Source organism: Clostridium sp. KNHs216 (genome assembly GCF_006714885.1).
GTDB lineage: Bacteria > Bacillota > Clostridia > Oscillospirales > Acutalibacteraceae > Caproiciproducens.
The window spans coordinates 1,622,936-1,644,282 of sequence record NZ_VFMF01000001.1; the positions used below are offsets into that span (position 1 = coordinate 1,622,936).

The window sequence follows — 21,347 nt, forward strand, 5'->3', positions numbered from 1 at the left end:
TTTAACGAGCATGATCCAGAAAATGCCGAAGCTGTTCTTTGGAAACGCCGACATTCTCAACAGCGTCAATTTTCCGGCTTTCCATCCGGTACGCCGGAACAACCCATACGCCGGAACATTCGAAGGCAAGTTCATTTGCCTCCGCCAGCGCCCTGCGATAAATCCCCTGGCGCAGCGCCAGCTGAAAAGCATCGGCATCCACTAAATCACGCACAAAGTCAGAAAGCGCGTCAATGCTTTCGACATCGACATGCTCCTTCAGAGCGGCCCGGTACATACGGTCATGATAGGCCCAAACGTCAACGCCGTTTTCCACGGCAAAGAAATAGCCTTGTATGCACAGATCGCTATGCGGGCCGTACCGGTCCGGTCTGGGGTGAGATTCACAGGGACGCCAAACTATGTCGACATCCGGATAATCCGGCATGAGTTCGGTCAAATACCCGTGCGCTTGAAGACAATAAGGGCAGGCATAATCAAAAAAGACTTCTAATTCCTGTTTCATTTTGATCACCATATCTGAATCTTTCCTGTTGCAGATAAACAAGGATTTTATCTGACATAATTTGACTCTATTATACTGCAGATACCGAATATAAACAATAAACAGATGGATAAAAAATGAGCTTGCGGTCTTTTATGAATCCACAGGCTCATTCTATTACTGATTCCCCCAGCGAAGGGAGAGTCCGTATTCTCCGGCTGTGAAACATTGACATTGATGAAGATGCTTCGTTTCTGCTGTCCCGGAACAGTCCGGACAGCTATACAACAACGCAGTGCTTTTCTCCATCGTCCACTAACAGGACTCTGTTTCCCTGAATCAGCCTGCCGTCCACGGTGACGGCTTCCGTTGTCAGCGTTCCCTTGCTTCTGCTTTCCACCCTGATTTCATAGAGGGACTTCCCATATTTGTATTCAACGGAAAAGTCCCCGAAACCTGCGGGTGTCGCCGGATCAATCACCAGCTCATTTCCTTCTTTCCGGATGCCCAGAAACCAGTTTAACAACCCCTGATACATCCAGCCAGCGGAACCGGTATACCAGCTCCACCCGCCTCTTCCGGTATAGGGCGGGCTGAGGGAGATATCCGCCGTCATGACATACGGTTCCTTCTCGTACCTGAGCGCGTCCTTCCTGTTTTGGGTAACGTAAATCGGGTTGAGCATGGTGAACAGGGTTTTCGCCATGTTACAGTCGGGCAGCATCGACGCGGCGATCGCCAGCCAGACCGCCGCATGGGTGTACTGGCCCCCGTTTTCCCGTATGCCGGGGATATAATTTTTGATATAGCCCGGGTTTTTGGCCGTCTTATTAAAGGGAGGCGCCAGAAGCAGGGAAAGGGCTTCCTCCTCCCTTACCAGATAACGCCATGCCGACTGCATCGCTGTTTTCGCGCGTTCTTTTTTCGCGCCCTTGGATATCACGCTCCAGGACTGGCTGATGGAGTCGATCCTGCACTCGTCGTTTTCCTTAGAGCCAAGCTTCGTGCCGTCGTCGTAAAAGGCCCGAAGATACCACTCCCCATCCCAGGCGTGCTCTTCAATGCTTTGCAGCAGGCTTTCCCGTTTCTGCTCCAATTCCCGGCCGTAGGCCCCGTCGCCTGTCTGGCCGCACAAAGGAAGGAAGTCCCCCAGCACGGTATACAAAAACCACGCCAGCCAGACGCTTTCCCCTTTCCCCTGCGCTCCGACCTCGTTCATGCCGTCGTTCCAGTCGCCTCCCCCCATGAGAGGAAGCCCGTGTTCCCCGAATCGCGTCCGCTCAACGGCCCTTTTGCAATGCTCATAAACGCTTCCGGAACGTTCGGATATTTCCGGGGTGAACATGGCATCCTGCTGGCCCTCCTGAAGCGCCGGGCCCCTGATGTAAGGTACCTGCTCGTTTAAAATCGAGGCGTCTCCGGTACTTCGGACATAGGCGGCGGTGCAATAGGGCAGCCACAGCAGATCGTCGGTGATTCTCGTTCTTACCCCGATCCCCATCGGAGGATGCCACCAGTGCTGGACATCCCCTTCTTCAAACTGCCTGCTGCAGGCAATCAGAATCTGCCTGCGCAGAATACCGGAATCGGCAAAAAGAAGCGAAAGGGAATCCTGAAGCTGGTCCCGGAATCCATAGGCTCCCCCGCACTGATAAAAGCCCGCTCTCGCTTGAATGCGGCAGGACAGCGTCTGATAGAGCAGCCAGCCGTTCACCAGGATATCGACCGCCCTGTCCTTCGTCTTCACCTGCACGGTCCCCAGCAACCCGTCCCAATAGGCTTTCACCCGGTCAAGCTCCTTGATGGCGGCGGCGGTGTCCCTGTACTTGTTTCTGATTTCGTATATCCCGTTCAGGCTGCCGCTCTGCCCGAGCCCGAACAGCACCATCCTGCTCTCCTGCGGCTGGATCGCGACGGATACCTGAATTGCTCCGCAGGGATCGTAGCATACCCCCGTATGGCAGGACAGCTTGACTTCCGCTCCCCGCGGTTCCCGGATGCCGCCCCTTTTCCCCAGAAACTCCTGCCTGTCTCCGGTATAGCCGACGATCGTCTCGCTGGAGAACAGATAGGAATAGACGTTTGGAAAGTTCATGGTATAGATGTTCTTCGCACAGAGACATTCGTGCTCATTGTCATAAGAGGTCAGAAGATAGGGATTGGTCTGCTCCCAGTGCGTGCCCAACACCCATTCCACATAATAGGTCAGGCTCAGATACTTCACTTTATCCGAGCGGTTCGTCAGCTTCAGGTTCCATAGCTTCAATGATTCCTCCAAAGGGGTAAAAACCGTCAGTTCCTGATCAACGAACGCTTCCTCATGCAGGAACCTGCTGTATCCAAAGCCATGCCTTACCCGGTAAACGCCCCGGTCGGACCTTCCGAGGGACATGGGAGTCATGACCTCTCCGGTGATTTCATCCAAAATATAGATCGCCTCGGAGGCTCTGTCGCTTACGGGGTCGTTGGACCAGGGCGTAAGCTTATTTTCCCTGCTGTTGACACTCCAGGTAAAGCCCGCGCCCGATTCCGATATCTGGAATCCGAAGTTCTTGTTTGAGACAACGTTAATCCAGGGTGCCGGCGGCCTGTTATCACCTTCCAGCAGGATTTCATATTCTCTGCCCCCACAGGCAAATGCCCCGAAGCCGTTAAAAAATTCATGATTCTCTGTTTCTTTCTCCTGTGCTGTTGGCGCATATGCTGTGTCCAAAGCCTCTTCCTCCTTAAAGGCTGGGCCTCGAAGGCCTAATATTTCTCAAGTAACTCATACGGATTTTCTTTTACATTGTTAAAATAAATCCCCGCTTTCTCTGAAAATACAACCCGCGCTGCCGTATACAGCAGATCAATCTCCGCCGGTTTCATCTCATACGTATGCAGGGTGAAAAAGCTTGGCTTCTCGTTTCCGGAATCATAAATCCGAAGAGAGCTTGTCATGTCGTTGATTAATTCATCCACCTCCTGAAGGTAGCCGTGCTTGGAATCGATCAGGATAATCAGGTCCACTGCAACACGGTTGATCTTCAGATATTCGTAAGCCTTTAACACGTCCTTCACGGTTCTTTCCTCCGCAATGGACCGAACCGTCAAAAGCAGAATGGGATGATCGCCGGATACGCCGAATTTCCATAAGAAGCTTTGGTTCATAAAGTTCCGTCTTATATTTTCATGCGGCCCCCGGTAAATACCCGCAGGATAATAGACCGGGCTGACCAGGTCCTGGAAGGCGTTCATCTGGGCTCTGGTAATTTCCAGATACTTTAACTCCAGGTTCTTTTGAAGCCTGAATTTCTCCAGAATATCGTCGATCCGGTAGCTGACATTCAATTCTCCCGCTATTTTGATTGCTTCCTCCCTACTGCCGCACACTCCGGTAATAAAAGAAACGCAGGCGGTTTCCCCCGCGCCTATGCAGAATTGTGCCCGCAGGCTCATAATCGGATCATTGCAAAAGCCCGAATGATTGAAAAAGGCACTGCTGTTCACCACAGAATCCGGATTTTCGAGAGTATTGTTTCTTCCGATAAAGCGTTTTCTGTCATTTTCATATTCCAGTTTCTTGCATAGTTTCGTTCCCGTTCTCAGCATGTGCATCACATAAGGATGATCTTCCTCCGTCTTCCTTCGCCTTTTCGCGAGGAAGATTTCCTGCTCTTCCAGATACTCGCTTTCCAGAAAGAGCTTATTGAACGCAGGATGGCTCAGCTCTGCCGGATAGGTGTCGTCCACCACCTCCAGATAGCTGGTTACCTCCAGCCGCTTTTCCCGATTCCCGTGATTGGTAAAGGTAACCTTGCGTATCTCGAAGTTGTGGTCCGCGTCCAGGCTGACGATCATGTCCGACGAAATATCCCCGTCCCTGCGTTTGAATTCCGCCTGGTGCGGGCAGAAGACCACCTGGTAATCCTCCGGCTCCGTTCTTGTAGGATGATAAGCGGCACTCCAGAGCTTTCCCCGTTCCATGTCCTTAATATAGATATAATTGCCTGTATTTTCGTAAATATCCGATCGCCAGCGGTAAAGCATCCGGTCCTCATATTTACTGAAGCCGTCGCCGTCCGAAGTGATCATCAGGGAATACTTGCCGTTTGACAGATAATCCACGACCGGCGAATTCACGCCCGTACTGTTGACATACCGGTTACTGTAGCTGTCTTCTCTAAAAAGGGACTTCCCGATTCTGATCGTATATCCCTGCCGGGCAATCGAAATCAAATAAGACTGGCGTTTTTCTTCGAGCAGGACTTCCGAGGCCTTGATCATCATTTCCGCATGAAACCGCTCCCGAAGGACGCCCTCATTCAGATAATTATTAATGGCGGCCAGATTCATCCCCTGATGATGTGCCATATAGGATTTTACAATGCAATAAGGCGTCAGTTCCACAGAATTCGGCAGGTTAAAATCAACCGACTCATAGAAGCCGTAATCGCCGAAGGCGCCTAATTTCTTCAGCCGCTTCAAATTTTTCATGCATTCCTCTTCCGCGATATCCAGTGCCAGCATCGTTGCATAGGGAGCGACCACAAGGGAATTTCTGCGGACCGGCTGGAGTCTTATCTTTGGGACCCCGAAGGCTTTGTACTGGTAATTTGAGTTCAGGTCAAAACGGTAATACTGGGATTCGGATATCCCCCAGGGGATTCCCGCCTCCTGTGCATACTGGATTTGCTGAAGTACCGCCGCCCTGGAAGTCTGTTCGTAGACGGAGCCCTCATATTCCTTGAATACCAGATTCGGCATCAGATATTCAAACATCGTACCGCTCCAGGATACGAAACACGGAATGCCGCTGACCATGGTCAGGGGTCTCCCCAGTTTATACCAGTGCTTTAACGGCACCTGGCCCATGGAGATCGCAAGAAGGCTTGTGAGCGCCGATTCCGACGCCATCAGGTCGTAGCAGCCGTCGTCCAGCGTGTGTGAGGATACATGATACCCGATATGGAACAGCATCCTTTTTTCGTTAAACAAAAAGCGAAAATCAACATTTGCCAAAAGGCGGTCTATTTGATTGCAGAGTTCTTTGATCCGATGAATCATGCTGTTTGCAAACGGATGATCCTCCGTTACAATACGGCGAAGCACAGGATAAGAAGAAAAGCTCTCTTTTTTCAGTTTTAAGGCCCCTGCTTCATTGACGGTACTGTCAATCAGGTCCATCAGATGTCTGGTCCAGCGGTAATCCGCAGCCGGTCTGAGCTCCCTCCCGTTTAAGTTTTCCCAGATATCCGCGATATCCTCGATCAGCTCCCCGATGCTTTGGTACCCGGCCCTGAGCTTATTTCCTGCAGAATTGCCTGTTCTCAGCAGAATTTCCTCATTGCTGTTCTGAACCGCAATCCTGAGCTCGGACAGAAAATTGTCCGGATAAACCGGCTTGTCGATCTGCTCTAAAAGGCCGTTTTTCAGCACGACCAGATGACCCAGGAAATTGCCGCTGTCCACGGTGGAGATATAGGCGGGGTTGAGCACCTCGAGAGATTGAATATGATACCAGTTATAGAGATGTCCCTTCCATTTCGGCATTTTCTGAACCGTATCCATCAGGTTTTCCGCGGCTTCGACCGTAGCGCTCAAAGTTTCAAATCCCAGGTCCCTGGCCGACAGAATCGCCAGAAACTGAAGTCCGATATTGGTCGGCGATGTTTTATCGCTGACTTTTTCAGCTATGGAAATCTGATAATTATCCGGGCAGAGCCAGTTGTTTTCCTTCGTGGAAAACTCCTTGAAAAACAGCCAGGTTCTGCGCGCGGTATCCAGAAGCAGCCCGCTGTCCTGCGCTTTGTCCCCCGGATGAAGCTTGTTTTCCGGCTGACTGATCCGGTACGCGATTTCAAAGGCAAAGCTCCAGTCAGCGAGGATGACTGCCGTCAGAATCATTCCCGCGGGGTTCAAAGATCCCATAAATAGAAGGAACGCAAGCGCACACACCGGAAGAAAAGAGCTCCACATGGTAAGAAAATACCCTTTTCTCGTATTGACAATAGAGGCATCCACCGCTTCCGCCGTATTCCAGCGAAGCAGATTTTTTTTGCTGACGAAGAGCCGGTACAGCGTTCTGACAATGGCGTCGCATGCGACATACGCCCGGTAGGGCGTGATCGTAAACTCCAGAAACGCTCTTTCCAGCATCACGGCAAGTTCCTTTAGAAAGCTTTTATAAATAACGGCCAGCTTCGGCCGGATCAGCTTCTGGTTAATCACCGCAAGCAGCAGAATCACCGTGGAAAAAAGGTCGTTAAAGAAAATCAGGGGCAGCCAAAGATAATATGCCAGCGGCATCCATGCCAGATTCAACAGCAGAAGCAGAATCTTGCTCAGAGGAACCAGACTTCTTCTCAGGTTGTCAAAGATTTTCCATTTTGACAGGGCGCACAAGCTTCTCCCATCCGCGGTCTTCTTCACAAACAGCCAGGGCAGCAGCTGCCAGTCCCCGCGCAGCCACCGGTGTTCCCTTTTGGTAAAGGACAAAACGCTGTTCGGGAAACTGTCCATGATCTTGGCCGTGCTGGAAAAAGCCGTCCGTGCATAGCAGCTCTCAAAAAGGTCATGACTGAGAATCCGGTTTTCCGGCACCTTATTTTGAAGCACCTTACGGAAGGCTTTGATATCATAAATACCTTTTCCGGTATAGATTCCTTCATTGAAAATATCCTGGTAGATATCCGAGATCACGGTTCCGTAATGGGCAAGGCCCGATTCTCCCCCGAAGATTTTCGTAAACCTGCTGCCGTTCTTATCCGCGATATGATTTCTTACCGAGGGCTGTATGATGACATAGCCTTCCTCCACCTTTTGATTGGCAAGATCGAGAATCGGTTGATTCAAAGGATGATCGATCAGTCCGACCAGTTTCGCGGCGTTGTCGCGGATCAGGTTGGTGTCCGCATCCAGTGTAATCACATACCGGATGGTGGTAAGAAGCTTCTGGTCGCAGTAAACAGAAGAGAAGGTGGTGTTCTCCTTTTCCTCTCCATTTAAAAGGTTATTGAATTCTTCCAGCTTTCCCCGCTTACGCTCCCAGCACATATAACAGTTTTCCGCCTGATTCCATTTGCGGCAGCGGAAGAACAGGGAAAACCGCGGGTACTCCGACGGATAGAGTTCGTTCAGCTCTTTCCTGCGCGCGGCAAGAGCGTTTTCAATCACCTTGTCCTTCGGTAGAAACTGGTCCTGAGAATCCTCAAAATCAAGCAGCAACGCAAAGAAAAGGTTCGGCTGCCGGTTTGCCAGATAATGCTTTTGAAGACGGTCCATGTACTCCAGACCCTGTTCCTTCGAGGAGACGATGACCGGCATGACCACAAAGGTCCTTGCTTCCTCCGGTATTTCCTCCAGATAGTTCAGAGAAGGAATCTTCTTGACCTTGATTTTTCTGGTGAATATAAAATTGGTAATCTCTATGGAAATACCGATCAGAAGCGGCATGGCAGCCAGAAGGACGATCACTTGCCGTCCGGTATCCTGCAGCCCGCCAAGGACCCCGAAAGCCTGGAACAGGCAGGCACCCAGTCCCAGAGTGATCAGGAACAGGGTAAGGAAATAAAGGAAACCCATTCCATTCCTCGTTTTCCTGATTTTTTGGGGAATCGGTTCTCCCAACACCTTCGCTTTCAGAACCGGATAGCCTTTCCCCAAAAGATAGGCCCCCACATGATGGGAACAATGAAGGTCCTCCCTTCCCCGGACCGCCAACTCCAGGCAGTCCCTGGCTATCTTTTCTTCCATCAGATGATAACGGAGCGATAATTTCACGATGACTCCGCGGTACATGCCCCTGGACTCCAAATCCATCTTCTGATAGATACCGTCCGGGTCCTGCGATAGAATCTGCTCCAGGCAGGAATATTCCTCAAAGAATTTTTCCTCGTCCACTTCATTGATATCCCTCAGGCTGACAATCAGAGTCCGGATATTTGTCTCAAGAAACGATTCGATCTTTCCTTCCTCCAGAAAGATGCCGGAGGTCTTCACCTGTTTTTCCGGGGAAGCCAAATGATATTCCAGATAGCTTTGTATGGAAGCCTCGTCAAAGGACATGTTTTTCAGCAGATAGACGACGTGGGCATGGAACGAGCAGTTCCGCTTTAAGGAATCCTCTTCTATTTTGCACAGCAGTGCTGACAGATCGGCCGGCCCCTGCTGATCCGTCAGCCTGTCCTGCAGAAATTTTTCCGCCTTCGACTTCACATCGATCATCTGAAGGATTTCATCCGCGGCTGCAATGATCTCTTCCAGAAGGCAAAAACCCAGCACTTCCGGTAAAACCCAGATTTCCTTGTCCGTAAGCGGTATCTTTTGCTGATATGCCTTCAGCATCACGGAAATATTTTCTTCACTCAGGTGTCCGCCGGAAAGAGCCACCATCTTTTTTGCCACAACATAAACGCGGGGAAAATTACGGTATTCCTTCCCTTTCAGAACCGGCAATACAGCATAGTCCGTTCCCGAGGTACGCACTTTTTTAATTTCCCGGTACAGCATCTGGAAATTGTCAAAAAGCCAGCGCGCCGCCGGAATCAGGGAAATCATATCGGCGGATACGGCGGAGATGCTGTCTCTGATTTTATTCAGTTCTTTATAGGCGGCCTGATTATAATCATTCAGAACAAAGCTATATCCGGTCAGTCTGACCTGACTGTGGCTTTCCGCCAGATCAAGCATCTGCTTTTCCCACTCGCTTGGGCCCGGTTTCTCTCCTTCTGCCGGGGAACAAATCGAAAAATTTACTTTCCTGCCGAAATGGTTCAGTCTGCGGTACAGCATAAACAAAACAAAACAGAACAAGGAAATCAGGATCAGCAAAACAACCGGCAGAAAGGGGGAATCTATATAAAAGTCAATTTTTTTCAACACGATCTGCAATGGAAGCTCCTCCTTATTTAAGAGACCCTTCGGATAAGACAGGATCTCTTTACGGATAGTTTGTCTGTTTTTCCATAAAAAATAGCAACTCATTGCATATTTCGGATTCGAAAAAAATTCATCAATCATGAACAGGACCCCGGCGGCACTTTAAAAAGGGCATCCCTAAACAAAGGGATGCCCTGATACGGAGCTTCTATTCAAAAGTAAGAAAATGCCGTTTCTTTCCTGTACTACAGCATTTCCAGTTGATTCTGCGACAAGTTTGCGTGTCTCGCAAGCTGAAATGGAATTGCTGTAAATTTCTGCAGTTTTTACAAAGCTTTATCTTAAAAATTCCTTCAGATAGATGGGTAAAAGGCTCTGGCTGTTCTCTGTCAGGCTGTAAGCGCCGCCCGCCACACACCAGTTGTAGATCATTCCCCTTTCCAGAGAGGCATAGATTTCCGCCATGTTTTGCACAGAATCCGAATTTTTAAATTCCCCGGTCTTCCGCCCTTCCTGCAGGATGCGCATAATCAGCTTAAAGTAGAGCCGTTCCTCATTGAAAAGGCTCTTTTTCTTTTTTTCAACATCCTGCGTGTAAAGAAACACAACCAGGTTAAAGGGCACCTGTGTTTCAATCAGCCGGAACAGCTCCCTGTTCAGATAAAGCAGCTGCTCGTAATGGTTTAACCGGGGGTTCATTTCCAGCATCAGCTCAGCGTATTTCTGATCGAAAAAATCTCCGAGCGTATCCAGCAGATCCTCTTTTTTTTCAAAAGCGCTGTGGAATTCGTCGGTGGATACGCCGGCCAGCCCGATCACGTCGGCTGTGCGGGTCTCGGGGAAGCCCTTTTCCCGGAACAGCTTCCACGCCGCCCGGACGATCCTGGTCCGGATGCTTTCCGGCTCCGCCTTTTTTACGTTTCCCAGCAAAAAACCGTCTTCCAGCGGATCGTCATCGTCCAGAATCCATTGGTTCATGCCGGTGATATACGCGCTGCCGGTGATCTGCGGAACAATCGCCTTCATGCCGCTGATTTCCAGCTCCTGAACGGCCTCGCCTTTGAATATCGAACCGATCATGCTCTCGTAAACGAATTTCTGGTTCAGCCCCAGTTTCCCTTTTGCGTATAAGGCCGCTATTTTGGCGCTCGTTCCGGTCCCGCACGGAGAACGGTCGGCCTGCGCCTGCCCGAAGATGACGCAGTTTTTCAGATCGGCCTGCGGATGATCGGCACGCGCATAGAATTCCACCAGATCGACGGTGGTGATATCCAGATAAGGATGCCGGATATTTACTTCCTTATTGATTCGGTTCCGGAGCTTCATTCCCAGCTCGGTGATTTCCTCGATATACTTGGCCTTCAGGTCCAGGCCGATGGCTTCGGCATCGACCAGCGCAAAAAAGGAGCCTCCAAAGGAGATATCGTAGGGGATCATCCCGTACCCGGGAATCTCGGTTTTCAGGTTTTCCCGGTACAGAAAAGAAGGCACGTTCAGAATGCTGACCTCCACCGCCTTGCCGCCCTCCACGCGCACCTTCGCGCGGATAATGCCGGAAGGCGTATCCAGCACGACCTCGGTATACGGTTCGTTCACCGCCACCAGTCCGGTTTCAACCGCCATGGAGGCGGTCCCGATGCTGCCGTGGCCGCACATATTCAGGTAGCCGCCGCTGTCCATGAAAACCACGCCCAAATCCGCTTCCGGGTTCACCGGCTCGGTAATCAGCGCCCCGAACATGTCGCGGTGCCCTCTCGGCTCCAGCATCAGCGCCGTGCGGTAATGGTCGTAATTTTTTTCCAGATATTTTTTCTTTTCCATCATCGTGCTTCCGGGCAGCTCCGGAAACCCCTCGTAAATGATCCGCGTCGCTTCTCCCACGGTGTGGGAATCGATGGTTTTGAAGCAGTGCGCGTAACTGCCCGTTTTGGGCCTGATATCCATGCCGTTCCTCCCGCAAATATGGATTTATCCTGTTCCTTATCCGCCGAAATTCAGCCTGACGGCCTCCGCCAGCAGCCTCGCGGTTCCCTCAACACCCAGCAGCCCGCTGTTTACCATCAGGTCCTTATGATTAGGATCATCCGGGGCATATTTGGCATACTGCTTATGATAATTGCCGCGCGCTTTGTCCACCGCCTCGATCATCCGTTTTGCCTCGTACGGCTTCATTTCCAGCGTGTTCAGGCAGTTGTCGTACCGGATCCTATACGGCGCATAGATATAAACGTGCATCGCGTTCTTTTCCTCAGCGAGAATATAGTCGGCGCAGCGGCCGACGATAATGCAGGAGCCTTTTTCCGCCAGGCCGGCGATGATGTCCTTCTGCGTCTGGAAGATACGCGCCTGCCGCTCCATCGACTCCGTTCCAAGCGGAAACAGCATCCGAAAAAAGTTGGAACCTCTCTCCTCCTCGTCGCTGATCACCGAAACCGGCATTCCCATTTTTTCCGAGGTCGCTTCCACAATGTCGCGGTCGTAATATTCGATGTTCAGCAGTTCGGATAATCGTCTGGCGATCGGACGCCCAAGGCTTCCAAAATCTCTTGTTATGGTGACCACATATTTTTCCAAACCTTTCCCCCCTGTCTTTCTTTGCCGCAGGCGGTCCGCTGCCGCGGACCGCTAAGACGCCAGGAATCTGGACAGAAAAGCCTTCGTCCGTTCTTCCCGCGGGCTTTCCAGTACCTCCTGCGGAGTCCCTTCCTCCACAATATAGCCGTTATCCATAAAAATGACGCGGTCCGCGACGTCTTTTGCGAACGCCATCTCGTGGGTGACCACGACCATTGTCATGCCGTCCGCTGCAAGCTGACGCATCACGCTCAGGACCTCGCCCACAAGCTCCGGGTCCAGAGCCGACGTCGGTTCGTCAAAAAGCAGCGCGACAGGGTCCATGGCCAGTGCCCGTGCAATGGCTACCCGCTGCTGCTGCCCGCCCGAGAGGGTGGACGGCAGAGCGTCCCTTTTGCTTTCCAGGCCCACCCGCTCCAGCAGCTCTGCGGCCTTACCGCGGGCCTCCTGCTTGTTCCTGCGCTTTGTCAGCACCGGCGCCAGCGCGACGTTTCCCAGGACGGTTCTCATCGGGAAGAGATTGAAGCGCTGGAACACCATGCCGACTTCCTCCCGGAATTTCCGGATATCGGCCTTTTTATCACACATGTTCTGGTCTTTATAAAAAACATCGCCGGAGGTAGGAATCTCCAGTTGATTGATGCATCTTAACAGCGTGCTTTTCCCCGAACCGGAGGGACCGATGATGCATACCACCTCTCCCTCGGAAACTTCGATGTTGATATCTTTCAAAACCACCAGATCGCCAAAAATTTTGGATAGATGACTGATCTGTAAAAGTGGGCTGCTCATTTTCGTCACCCGCCTATTTCAAACTGAATTTCTTTTCGATAAATTTTTGCAGTACCATGAGTATGGACAGCAATACTAAGTAAAACAGAGCGCAGACCGTGTAGGCCGGAACAGTCTGAAAGGTCCGCGCAATATAATTCTGGGTCTGCCTGGTCATTTCATTGACCGATATGATGGACAACAGGGCCGTATCCTTCACGGAAATGATAAACTGGTTGAACAGCGCAGGCAGCATGGATTGAAACGCCGGTGGGACGATCAGATGCCACATGATCTGCCTGTTTGTCAGCCCAAGGGATTTTCCCGCCTCGGTCTGGCCGATCTCCACACCGTCCAGGGCACCCTTTACGATGGTGGAGATAAACGCGCCGGAATTCAGGGAGATAACGATGATGCCCGCCGCCGTGCTTTCCAACGTAAAATTCGTTCCCGTGGCCGCGGAAATCAGCAGGGGGACCACAAAATAGACATACAGCGCCTGCACCACCAGCGGTGTGCCGCGGATCAGCCAGATATAAACGCCGGCTATACGTCTGCCCGCCTTGAAATGTCCGTGCAGGGCATACCCGGAAACCGATCCGATCAGAAAGCCTATCAGGATGCCGACTACGGAAATTTCCATTGTCAGCTTCAGCCCGCGGAGCAGCATGGGAGCAATATTCTTGACGGATTCCAAATCCATTGGAACACCTCCTTTCAATGTGGGCTTCTCCGCCGCAGCCCGCGTACAAGGGGGCGAAAAGCCCGTTTGTACGCAAAGCGGGAGGAAATCCGCCGGAAAAAGACGTTAAAAAAGCGGATCTGCGGCCGGCCGCGCCGGCGGTTCATTGCTTATTCACACCATTTTTCCTTCAGCTGATCGATGGTTCCGTTTGACTGGAGGTAAGCGATGGCGTCGTTGAAATTCTGGACGATATCGGGATTCGCCTTGCAGATGTTGAAAGAAAGAGCGATAGCGTAAGGCGCCTGCCCGTTGTAGAATTCATCCCCGACGATCTTCAGCTTGATCTCGCCGGTTTTGATGGAATAGGCCGTGCCGGGCGCGTCGTAGATCGTGGCGTCCGCCTGCCCGCCCTCCACGGCTTTATAGGCGAGAGACTGGGAGTCGAAGGTTTTCAGGCATTTTTCCGGCAGGTTGGCGGCGGCGTATTCATAGGCGATGGTGCCGGCCTGAACGGCCACGGTATATTTGCCGTCCTTCAGATCGTCCACGCTTTTGATGTCGTTGTTGTTCTCGCCCACGACGACCACGATGCCCGCGTCATAATAGGTATCGGTGAAGTTCATGGTCTTTTTGCGCTCATCCGTGGCGCAGAGAGCAGCCGCCACAACATCCAGCTGGCCCTGGGACACGGAGGTGGTCAGCGGGCCGTAGTCCATATCCTGCAGTTTATCGGATTTGATGGAGAATCCAAGGAGCTTCTGCAGTTCATTCAGAAATTCCACATCGAAGCCCTGCAGGGTTGTTCCATCCTCTTTAAAATAGGAGAACGGCGCGTAGGTGCCGGAGGTGCCAACAGCCAGCGTGACCCCTTTCAGCGCGCCCTGAAAGGACGGTGCGCTTTCACCGGCCGCCTGCGAGGACGCTGCCGGGGCCGTGCTGCTCTCCGGCTGGGAAGCAGCTTCGGTGCCGCCTGCGCAGCCAGTCAGCATAACCGCCGTCATTGCAAACGTCAGCGCTACGGAAATCAAGGACAAAAGTTTTTTCTTCATGTTGAATCCTCCTTTGATAATACTTTGAATTTATATGAACAGAAAAAATGAATAAAAAAAAGACAAGGATGTTATAAAATAAACACCATTGTCCATTCATTTTGCTCTGATCCTATATTAAAATGTAAAACTGCCTGTTAACCGTCCGGGGAATCCGCCGGCCGGGCCTCGGAGTTGAGAAGAGTATAGCAGACAATGCCCAAAACAACGAGGGCGCCGCCCGCCGCCACATAGGCGGAAGGAAATTCCCGGAAAAAAGCGATCCCCAGTCCCGTGGCAAAAACCGGCTCCAGCATCTTTGAGGCCGACACATACGCCGGCTTTTCATACTTCAGGACCCAGCTGAACAGGCTGTGACCCAGAAGCGTACAGAACACCGCGAGGCCGATGCCGGACAGGACGTTGACTCTGGGATATTGAGTTATTTTAACATGCTGCACGCATAAAATCAAGAGCAAAGTCAGCGCCGCAGAGAAATACACCGTGAAGGTGTAGACCGTGGTGGACATTTTCTTTCTGCAGAACACGCCGAGCATCGTATAAACGGACAGAAAACACGCGCCGGTCAGTGCGAGGAAATCCCCCAGCAAAACGTTGTTTCCGCTGCCCGCATCCGCCAGGGCGATGACGACGGTGCCTGAAAAGGTGACTAGGATCGCGGCCCAGTGCTTGGTTCCCAGTTTTTCCCGGAACAGCAGAAACGTTGCCAGAGCGATAAAGAACACTTCCGTGTCGACCAGCGCGACCGAAGAGGCAATGCTCGTATAGCTCAGCGACTGGAAGTAAGCGGTGAAATGAAAGCTTAAAAACATGCCGCTGATGGCGGCGCATATGAAATATTTCGGGGGTACGCCCCTGATTTCAGCCCTGCAGCGGAGGACCAGAACCGGCAGAAGAAACGCCGCCGCAAACCCCACCCGGTACAGAACCAGCACCATCGGCGGCGCGTCCGCGACCCTGACGAAAACAGCGGACAGGGACGACCCGGCCACGCCCAAAACCACAATCAGCTTTTTCATGCTCCGTTCCCGGGACCGTCAGACATTATGCCTGTATTCGTACGGCAGCACCTTGCACATGCCGTAGCGGTCCGCCTCGTGGGCGATGAAATTCAGCGTATCCTTCAGGATCGCCGTCTGCATCCCCGGATTGTTCGGCTCGCCCGCGTTGGAACCGATCGGCACGTGCGGCGCGGTGATCCGCGGAGCCCCCTGCTGCTTGGCAATGGGCGGCAGCGCCGCGATCACGCAGCAGGACATGCCCGCCGCCTCGCAGCATCTGGTTACGATCGTCGCCGAACGGTGACATGTGCCGCATCCGCCGGTGCAAAGCACGATATCGACTCCCTGCGCTTTCAGTTTGGCCGCGATTTCCGGGCCGGTTTCCGTGCGGAATTTATCGACGTTTCCGCCGCCGCCCATAAAGCCGTACATCTCATCGGCAAGGCTTCCGATAAAGCCTTCCGCGACCAGCTCCCGCAGGCGGTCCAGCGGAAACATGGCGTTCACATCCTTGTTGATATCCGAGTTGTCGAATCCCCCGTGGGTGACCATCAGCTCGGAAGTGGGGATATCGGACGGAATCACGCGATAGGTGTAATCCCCGGAAGTGTCGTAGGGTGTCTGGGTTTTCTGGTGGATGCCGCCCGCCGTGATAAACGCCACCCTGCATTCGTTCAGCGGCTTTTTCAGTTCCGACCAGACCGGGTTCGGCGTGATCGGCACAAAGATTTCAGACTGCATCCCTTCTACTACCGTCAGTTTCATGGCTTGCCTCCGTTCAAAATTTCGTTTCAGGCGCCGTGCGGCGCCTGCTTTGGTTCGGTCACCTGCAGATAGCTGAAATAAAATTCCACCTTCAGGCCGGGCCGCAGCGGAAAATCCGTCAGGACCCAGCGCTTCGGGACTGTGATGACCCCCAGCCTTCCCTGAATATCGACCTTGATAGCCGTATCGTTGACCTCCACCACTTTTCCCTCCATCAGGATCGGGTTCAGTTCGTATTGCATCGGGCGGCCCTCCTATTTCTTCGCAGACTGTTTTTACAGGCCCAGAAGAAGATTGTTGCCGTCGACTACCTGCTGCGACCATTTTTTGGGAGCCGGCTTGATTTCGACGCCCATCATCTTGTTTTTCAGCATCTGGACGGCGCGCAGCGCGTCCTTCGGGCAGATTTCCGAGCAGCCGGCGACCTCGTTCTCAAAGCCCTTTTGATCTTTGTTGAGCTCGATCATTGCGTCCGCATACCGGTTGCCGACCACCAGCTGGCCCTGATAGGCACAGAAGGAAACGCCGACGACGGGGATGCCTCGTTTGCCGATCTGCTCGATATGGGAAATGAAATCGATGTGGTTGTTGCCGAAGCCTTCGGTTGTAACGATGGCGCCTTCGGCCCCGAGCGCTTCCATCCACGCGCCCAGCCGTTCGGATACAAAGGTTTTTTCATCATTCACCTGGGGGCTGCCCACAAAGACGACGCCGAGAAGATTCAGTTCCTCATCCGCCGCCAGCGCCCTGACCAGCGGCTCGCGGAAATAGTGGCGCGTCATTTCCTTGGTGGACGGGCCGATACACGTCAGCGCGTGAATGCCGCCGTCCAGCACCTCGTTGGGGGAAAGCATGACCGGGACGTTCCCGAGATCCACGTTTTTCTGCCCGCCCGTCACGCCGCACGGCTCGTTCGGGCAAAGGATATTATCGTGCATTGCGCCCTGGCCCATGATTTCCTTTACCAGAACCACACGCGGCCTGCCGTATTTTTTTACGTCGCGGCAGATTTCTTCGCGCAGCGGGGCCTGATTTGCCGTCTTTAACACGTCGCGCGCCGCCTGAATGATGACGTCCTCACATTTGTGCGCCGCCAGCGGCCCGCGGCGTTCCATCCCGGTATGGCGCTGAATGACCGTTTCCACGCGGATGATGATATCGTTCTCGTCCGCGCAGCCGGGGTTGCCGAACGCCATCTTTTCATCCAGATACCCTTCCGAAGAACCGAATTCGTGCACCTGAGTGCCGTCCTCGTCCACGCCGGTCAGCATGAAAACGGCGCCTTCCATCACATGGGTGACTCCTTCGCCGAGCGTACCGCTTACCTTGGCGGCGATCGGGCATACGTCCATGATCGTGTCGGTGTAAATATGGCGGTCGGCGGGCTTGATGACGTCCATTTTGATCTCTTTTACAAGCGGGTCGGCCTGAAGCGCCTTCTCCAGCAGCCCCCGGTCCAACGTCAGGACGCCGTTTTCAAACGAGGTCTTTTCCCCGATGACCACGTCGGCCACCTGAAAATATTTTTTTGTCAGCGTCCGCAGCGTTTTGCCTTCCCCCTGCGCGGCGGACGGCACAGCGGCAGATAAAGCAGCCGGTGCAGCGGCTGCCACAGCCTCCGAGGGGAAAAGGCCGGGCCACGGCAGATCAAGGGACAACCCTTCCAGACTTTTGATTTCGATATGCATCATACCCGACGCTCCTTTCGCAAATAGTGTGCCTGCGGGCTCTCCGGTTTCCATGGGGGCTGGCCGCTCCGCTTTTTCCTTTTCGGTTTTGCGCGCCCCCTCCACCATGGACGGCAGGATCGGGGCCAGGGCTTCGCAGTCCGCAAGCAACGTGGCGCCCAAAGCCTCCTCTACGGTTAGCGCATCGCCGCTCAGTGTCAGCAGCCCCGCCTCTGCCATGTCGTCAAACAGGCTGGGGTCTTCCAGATCCGCAGCACTGATTACGGTCCCCCTGCGGCGTCTGCAGCAGAAAATGGCCGGTTCCTTCAAATTGGCTTTCAGCGTTTCAGTCGTCATAGACATTGGCTTCGCTCCTGTTCTTTCCATTTTTTTCATCCGGATGCATTCTGCGTACCAGCGGATGATTGACCGCACGCAGCGCCTGATCGGTGGTATGGTATACTTTCAGGTTCAGCTTTGGAGCGCAGGCCATCACGGTATTGGAACAATCCGTGCAGTTGCCGATCAGCAGTGCCTGTGCCCCCTGCTTTTTCAGCTCCATCACCTTTTGTATCTGACCGGGACAATGTCCCGGGTTCTCACATTTATACGCGCTTTTGACCTTGACCGCCTGCTTGCAGCAGGCCACACCACAGACGCTGCTTTCCAGACCGCGCGCGATTTCACGCATCCTGTTTTCGTTTGCGCCGCAAGCGCATACGAGAAGCCCAATTTTTTCCGGCCCTTTGGGAAAACATTCCGCAGCGAGCAGGCCGCCGGTCGTCTTGCGGACCGCCTCCGCCGGAGTCGTGCGGCTTCCGGTAAACGGCCCGCCCATGATCAGCTCGCCGTATTCGTTTCCAAGGCCGCCGGCCATCTCAAACACATCGGAAACCCTCCTGCCGACGGGAACGTCCCTCAAGACCTTCACTCCGGCGTTTTCCCTGAGTTTTCCGGCCACGGTGATATCCTTGTCGATCATCGGTTTTTGCAGAACGACCGCCTCGCGGATACGCAGCGCCGTTTCCGCGTTGATTACCACGGCGTTCGCTTCAGAAGGAAGTGAATCGGGGGGAAGCAGGACTCCCATGGTTTCACGGACAACGGCTCTTTCTTCTCCCATCGGATACAGGTCCTCCAGCGTCGCGATACGGTATCTGCCGCCGCGGTCCGCGGTGCACAGCGCGGCGACCGCCTTCGTATGCCTGCGCTTGATTGCTACGATCCCGTTAGGGGCCTTCATCAGGTCCATGACAATCTGCAGTGCATCCAACAGGTTGCCCGCCTCTTCTTCGATCCGCGCAATATTGTGGCACAGGATCGGCTCACATTCCACCGCGTTTACGATAACCGTCGCGTTCAAACCGAGCCGGCTCCGCAGCTTTTCGGCGGTCGGGAACCCGGCCCCGCCCAGCCCGACGAGCCCGGCTTCCTCCACCCTTTCCCACGGGGTTTTTCCCGTAAGCCTTCTGTAGGAAGAAAAGTCGGTGCCCGTATCCCGGACGACGATCTCATCCTCCGTCACCAGCACGACGGTCCCGGTTACGCTGCTGTGGAGGGCAGCGCCGAGGCCCTCCGGCTTTGCGGCGATCCGTTCGCCGCGCTCCACCCGGTCGCCCTGCCGGACGACCGGTTCCGACTGGGCACCGATATTCTGTTTCAGATAAAAACGATATTCCGCAGTCACCGCACTCATTCCCTGTTAAAAAAATCAAAAAGGGCGGCAGATGCTTTCGCGTTCTGTCGCCCTTGACACGTATGATAAAAGAACCCTGAATAGATTATGCTTTGTATTATACATGCACTTTATCGATTAGTAAAGTTCGCATTTTGAATGTTATCCATTAGTTATTTTCATGTATTACATTGACACAGGTGTCATTTCTCCTTATACTGGAAAAAAGGGGGGTGGATTCGGCAATCCGCCATAAAACCAGTCTGCGCGGCAAAGTCATTCCGGACATTTTGGAGAGCCTCCGGGCAGAATTCCTGTTTTTATGAGATCGCCGTGCAGGATGGTTATCAGTAAATACAAGCTGTTTGAGGATGTCGCGGAGACGAGGAGCTTTACGAAAAGCGCGGAGCGCCTCGGCTATTCTCAGTCCGGCGTCAGCCATATCCTGAAAGGGCTGGAGGCGGAGCTCGGCTTCCCCCTGTTTGTGCGTTCCAAGCGGGGAGTGACCCCCACGCCCAACGCGGAGCTTTTGCTCCCGCTGATCCGCAATGTTCTTTCCGAAACCGAAAAGCTGGAGCAGACCATCCATGCGATTCAGGGTCTGGAAGCAGGAGAGCTGACCATCGCGACGTATTCCAGCATATCCGTCCACTGGCTTCCCCCTCTTTTGCATCAGTTCAAAGAGCGGTATCCGCATATTGACATTATATTAAAGGAAGGCGGAGCCGATGACATTCTGCAGTGGATTCAGGAAAATATTGTCGATCTCGGGTTTTTGAGCCTGCCGCGCCCCTGCGGGCTGGACTGGATTCCGCTCGCCAGCGACCCGCTTATGGCGGTTTTGCCAAAGGATTATCCGCTCGCATCGCGCGACGCGTTTCCCATGGGGGAATTTGAGGGGAAATCGTTTATCATTTCGGCTGTGGGGACGGACTACGATATACACCATGCCCTGGAAACCTGCAAGGTTCATCCGGACATGAAATATTCCTCTATGGACGACCGCGCGATCATCTCTATGGTCATTCATCATCTCGGCATCAGCATCCTGTCCGAACTGATCCTGACGGATTATACGGAGCGGATCACGGCGCTGCCGCTGAAGCCCTTTTTCTGCCGCGAACTCGGCATAGCCATGCGTTCCTATGCGGAATTGCCGCCGGCCGCCCGGAAATTCGCCGATTTTGCAAAGCAAAAGCTGAAAACGGGCGAGTAGACAATTTGAATTTGTTAGCTATCCGCCGGCGGGGGCTCAATGCAAAACATGGTGAAGTCTCCCTCGGCTAACACAGCGCTTTCTTCATCCGTAATATCCACATGGAGAATACAGGTGGTGGACCCGCGGTGAATCACCGATCCTTTCGCAGTAACCGTTCCCTGAGAAACAGACTTGATGTAATTCAGCCCTCCGCTCAGTGTTACATAGCGGCCGCCGTTGCTTCTTGCCGCAGCACCCGCCGCACAGTCTGCCATGGTATAATAAGCACCGCCGTGAAGGATGCCGAATGGATTGAGAGAGCACGCCCCAATCCTCAATTCCACCTCCACACAATCTCTTTGATATGACTTTACAGATATACCGTTATGCCTCATAAAGTCGTTTCCATCGTTTCTAAATCCAATCAAGGTTTCCTTATCCACTTATTTCCCTCCGGGTAAAACATCCCATGTCACATAGGCATGATTGTCTTCTTTTTTATGTAATTTATGTATTCGGTTCCACGCATGGCTGCTCAAAATGGTGCTTCTTTTCTGCTCCACACAGCTCATGATAAAATGGGCATACTGCCGCTGCGCACAGAGAAGGCCATTTTTTA

15 protein-coding genes and 1 pseudogene are annotated in these 21,347 nt (G+C 53.0%); 1 reads left to right on the plus strand and 15 read right to left on the minus strand.

What is annotated here, in order from left to right; genetic code table 11:
* Position 1: 1 nt before the first annotated feature.
* The 14 genes and pseudogenes from LY85_RS07925 to prdC all read right to left on the minus strand — a co-directional run bounded on the left by LY85_RS07925 (position 2) and on the right by prdC (position 19,542).
* Entirely contained in the window at positions 2 to 505 is a 504-nt protein-coding gene (locus LY85_RS07925) for a DsbA family protein (protein WP_141826194.1), read from the minus strand.
* Positions 506 to 764: 259 nt separating this feature from the next.
* A complete protein-coding gene (locus LY85_RS07930; protein WP_141826195.1) occupies positions 765 to 3,197 on the minus strand; it encodes a hypothetical protein in 2,433 nt (810 codons plus the stop codon).
* 35 nt (positions 3,198 to 3,232) lie between these two features.
* Positions 3,233 to 9,346 (minus strand): glucoamylase family protein, encoded by a 6,114-nt coding sequence (locus LY85_RS07935; protein WP_243122648.1) that lies wholly within the window; start codon positions 9,344 to 9,346, stop codon positions 3,233 to 3,235.
* 333 nt (positions 9,347 to 9,679) lie between these two features.
* Entirely contained in the window at positions 9,680 to 10,273 is a 594-nt protein-coding gene (locus LY85_RS19515; protein WP_243122649.1) for a TetR/AcrR family transcriptional regulator, read from the minus strand.
* Positions 10,268 to 11,287, minus strand: a pseudogene (locus tag LY85_RS19520) (proline racemase family protein); the annotation flags it as partial. The gene LY85_RS19515 and the pseudogene LY85_RS19520, both read right to left, overlap by 6 nt.
* A gap of 36 nt (positions 11,288 to 11,323) precedes the next feature.
* Positions 11,324 to 11,917: a cytidylate kinase-like family protein gene (locus LY85_RS07945; RefSeq protein WP_141826198.1), complete on the minus strand. Its 594-nt coding sequence runs from the start codon at positions 11,915 to 11,917 to the stop codon at positions 11,324 to 11,326.
* Positions 11,918 to 11,968: 51 nt separating this feature from the next.
* Positions 11,969 to 12,709, minus strand: a complete 741-nt coding sequence (locus LY85_RS07950; protein WP_141826199.1) for an amino acid ABC transporter ATP-binding protein — start codon at positions 12,707 to 12,709, stop codon at positions 11,969 to 11,971.
* Between the two features lie 13 nt (positions 12,710 to 12,722).
* Positions 12,723 to 13,391: an amino acid ABC transporter permease gene (locus LY85_RS07955; RefSeq protein WP_141826200.1), complete on the minus strand. Its 669-nt coding sequence runs from the start codon at positions 13,389 to 13,391 to the stop codon at positions 12,723 to 12,725.
* A 149-nt stretch (positions 13,392 to 13,540) separates the two neighbouring features.
* Entirely contained in the window at positions 13,541 to 14,422 is an 882-nt protein-coding gene (locus LY85_RS07960; protein ID WP_038325713.1) for an ABC transporter substrate-binding protein, read from the minus strand.
* Positions 14,423 to 14,559: 137 nt separating this feature from the next.
* Complete coding sequence (locus LY85_RS07965; protein ID WP_141826201.1) at positions 14,560 to 15,441, minus strand: DMT family transporter; 882 nt, start codon at positions 15,439 to 15,441, stop codon at positions 14,560 to 14,562.
* A gap of 18 nt (positions 15,442 to 15,459) precedes the next feature.
* A complete protein-coding gene (prdB, locus tag LY85_RS07970) occupies positions 15,460 to 16,188 on the minus strand; it encodes a D-proline reductase (dithiol) protein PrdB (RefSeq protein WP_038325717.1) in 729 nt (242 codons plus the stop codon).
* 26 nt (positions 16,189 to 16,214) lie between these two features.
* On the minus strand, positions 16,215 to 16,430 hold the full coding sequence (locus LY85_RS07975) for a CBO2463/CBO2479 domain-containing protein (protein WP_141826202.1): 216 nt from the start codon (positions 16,428 to 16,430) through the stop codon (positions 16,215 to 16,217).
* 33 nt (positions 16,431 to 16,463) lie between these two features.
* Positions 16,464 to 18,218, minus strand: coding sequence for a D-proline reductase (dithiol) proprotein PrdA (gene prdA / locus LY85_RS07980; protein ID WP_141826203.1), 1,755 nt, complete (start codon positions 18,216 to 18,218; stop codon positions 16,464 to 16,466).
* On the minus strand, positions 18,202 to 19,542 hold the full coding sequence (prdC, locus tag LY85_RS07985; protein WP_141826204.1) for a proline reductase-associated electron transfer protein PrdC: 1,341 nt from the start codon (positions 19,540 to 19,542) through the stop codon (positions 18,202 to 18,204). The genes prdA and prdC overlap by 17 nt, the downstream gene beginning before the upstream one ends.
* 328 nt (positions 19,543 to 19,870) lie before the next feature.
* On the opposite strand from prdC, the gene LY85_RS07990 reads away from it, so the two are divergent.
* Positions 19,871 to 20,746 carry a LysR family transcriptional regulator gene (locus LY85_RS07990; RefSeq protein ID WP_141826205.1) on the plus strand — a complete coding sequence of 292 codons (876 nt, stop codon included), beginning with the start codon at positions 19,871 to 19,873 and terminating at the stop codon, positions 20,744 to 20,746.
* A gap of 14 nt (positions 20,747 to 20,760) precedes the next feature.
* Here the strand turns inward: LY85_RS07990 and LY85_RS07995 are convergent, their stop codons facing one another.
* Entirely contained in the window at positions 20,761 to 21,123 is a 363-nt protein-coding gene (locus LY85_RS07995) for a PaaI family thioesterase (RefSeq protein ID WP_279231015.1), read from the minus strand.
* Positions 21,124 to 21,347 lie beyond the last annotated feature (224 nt).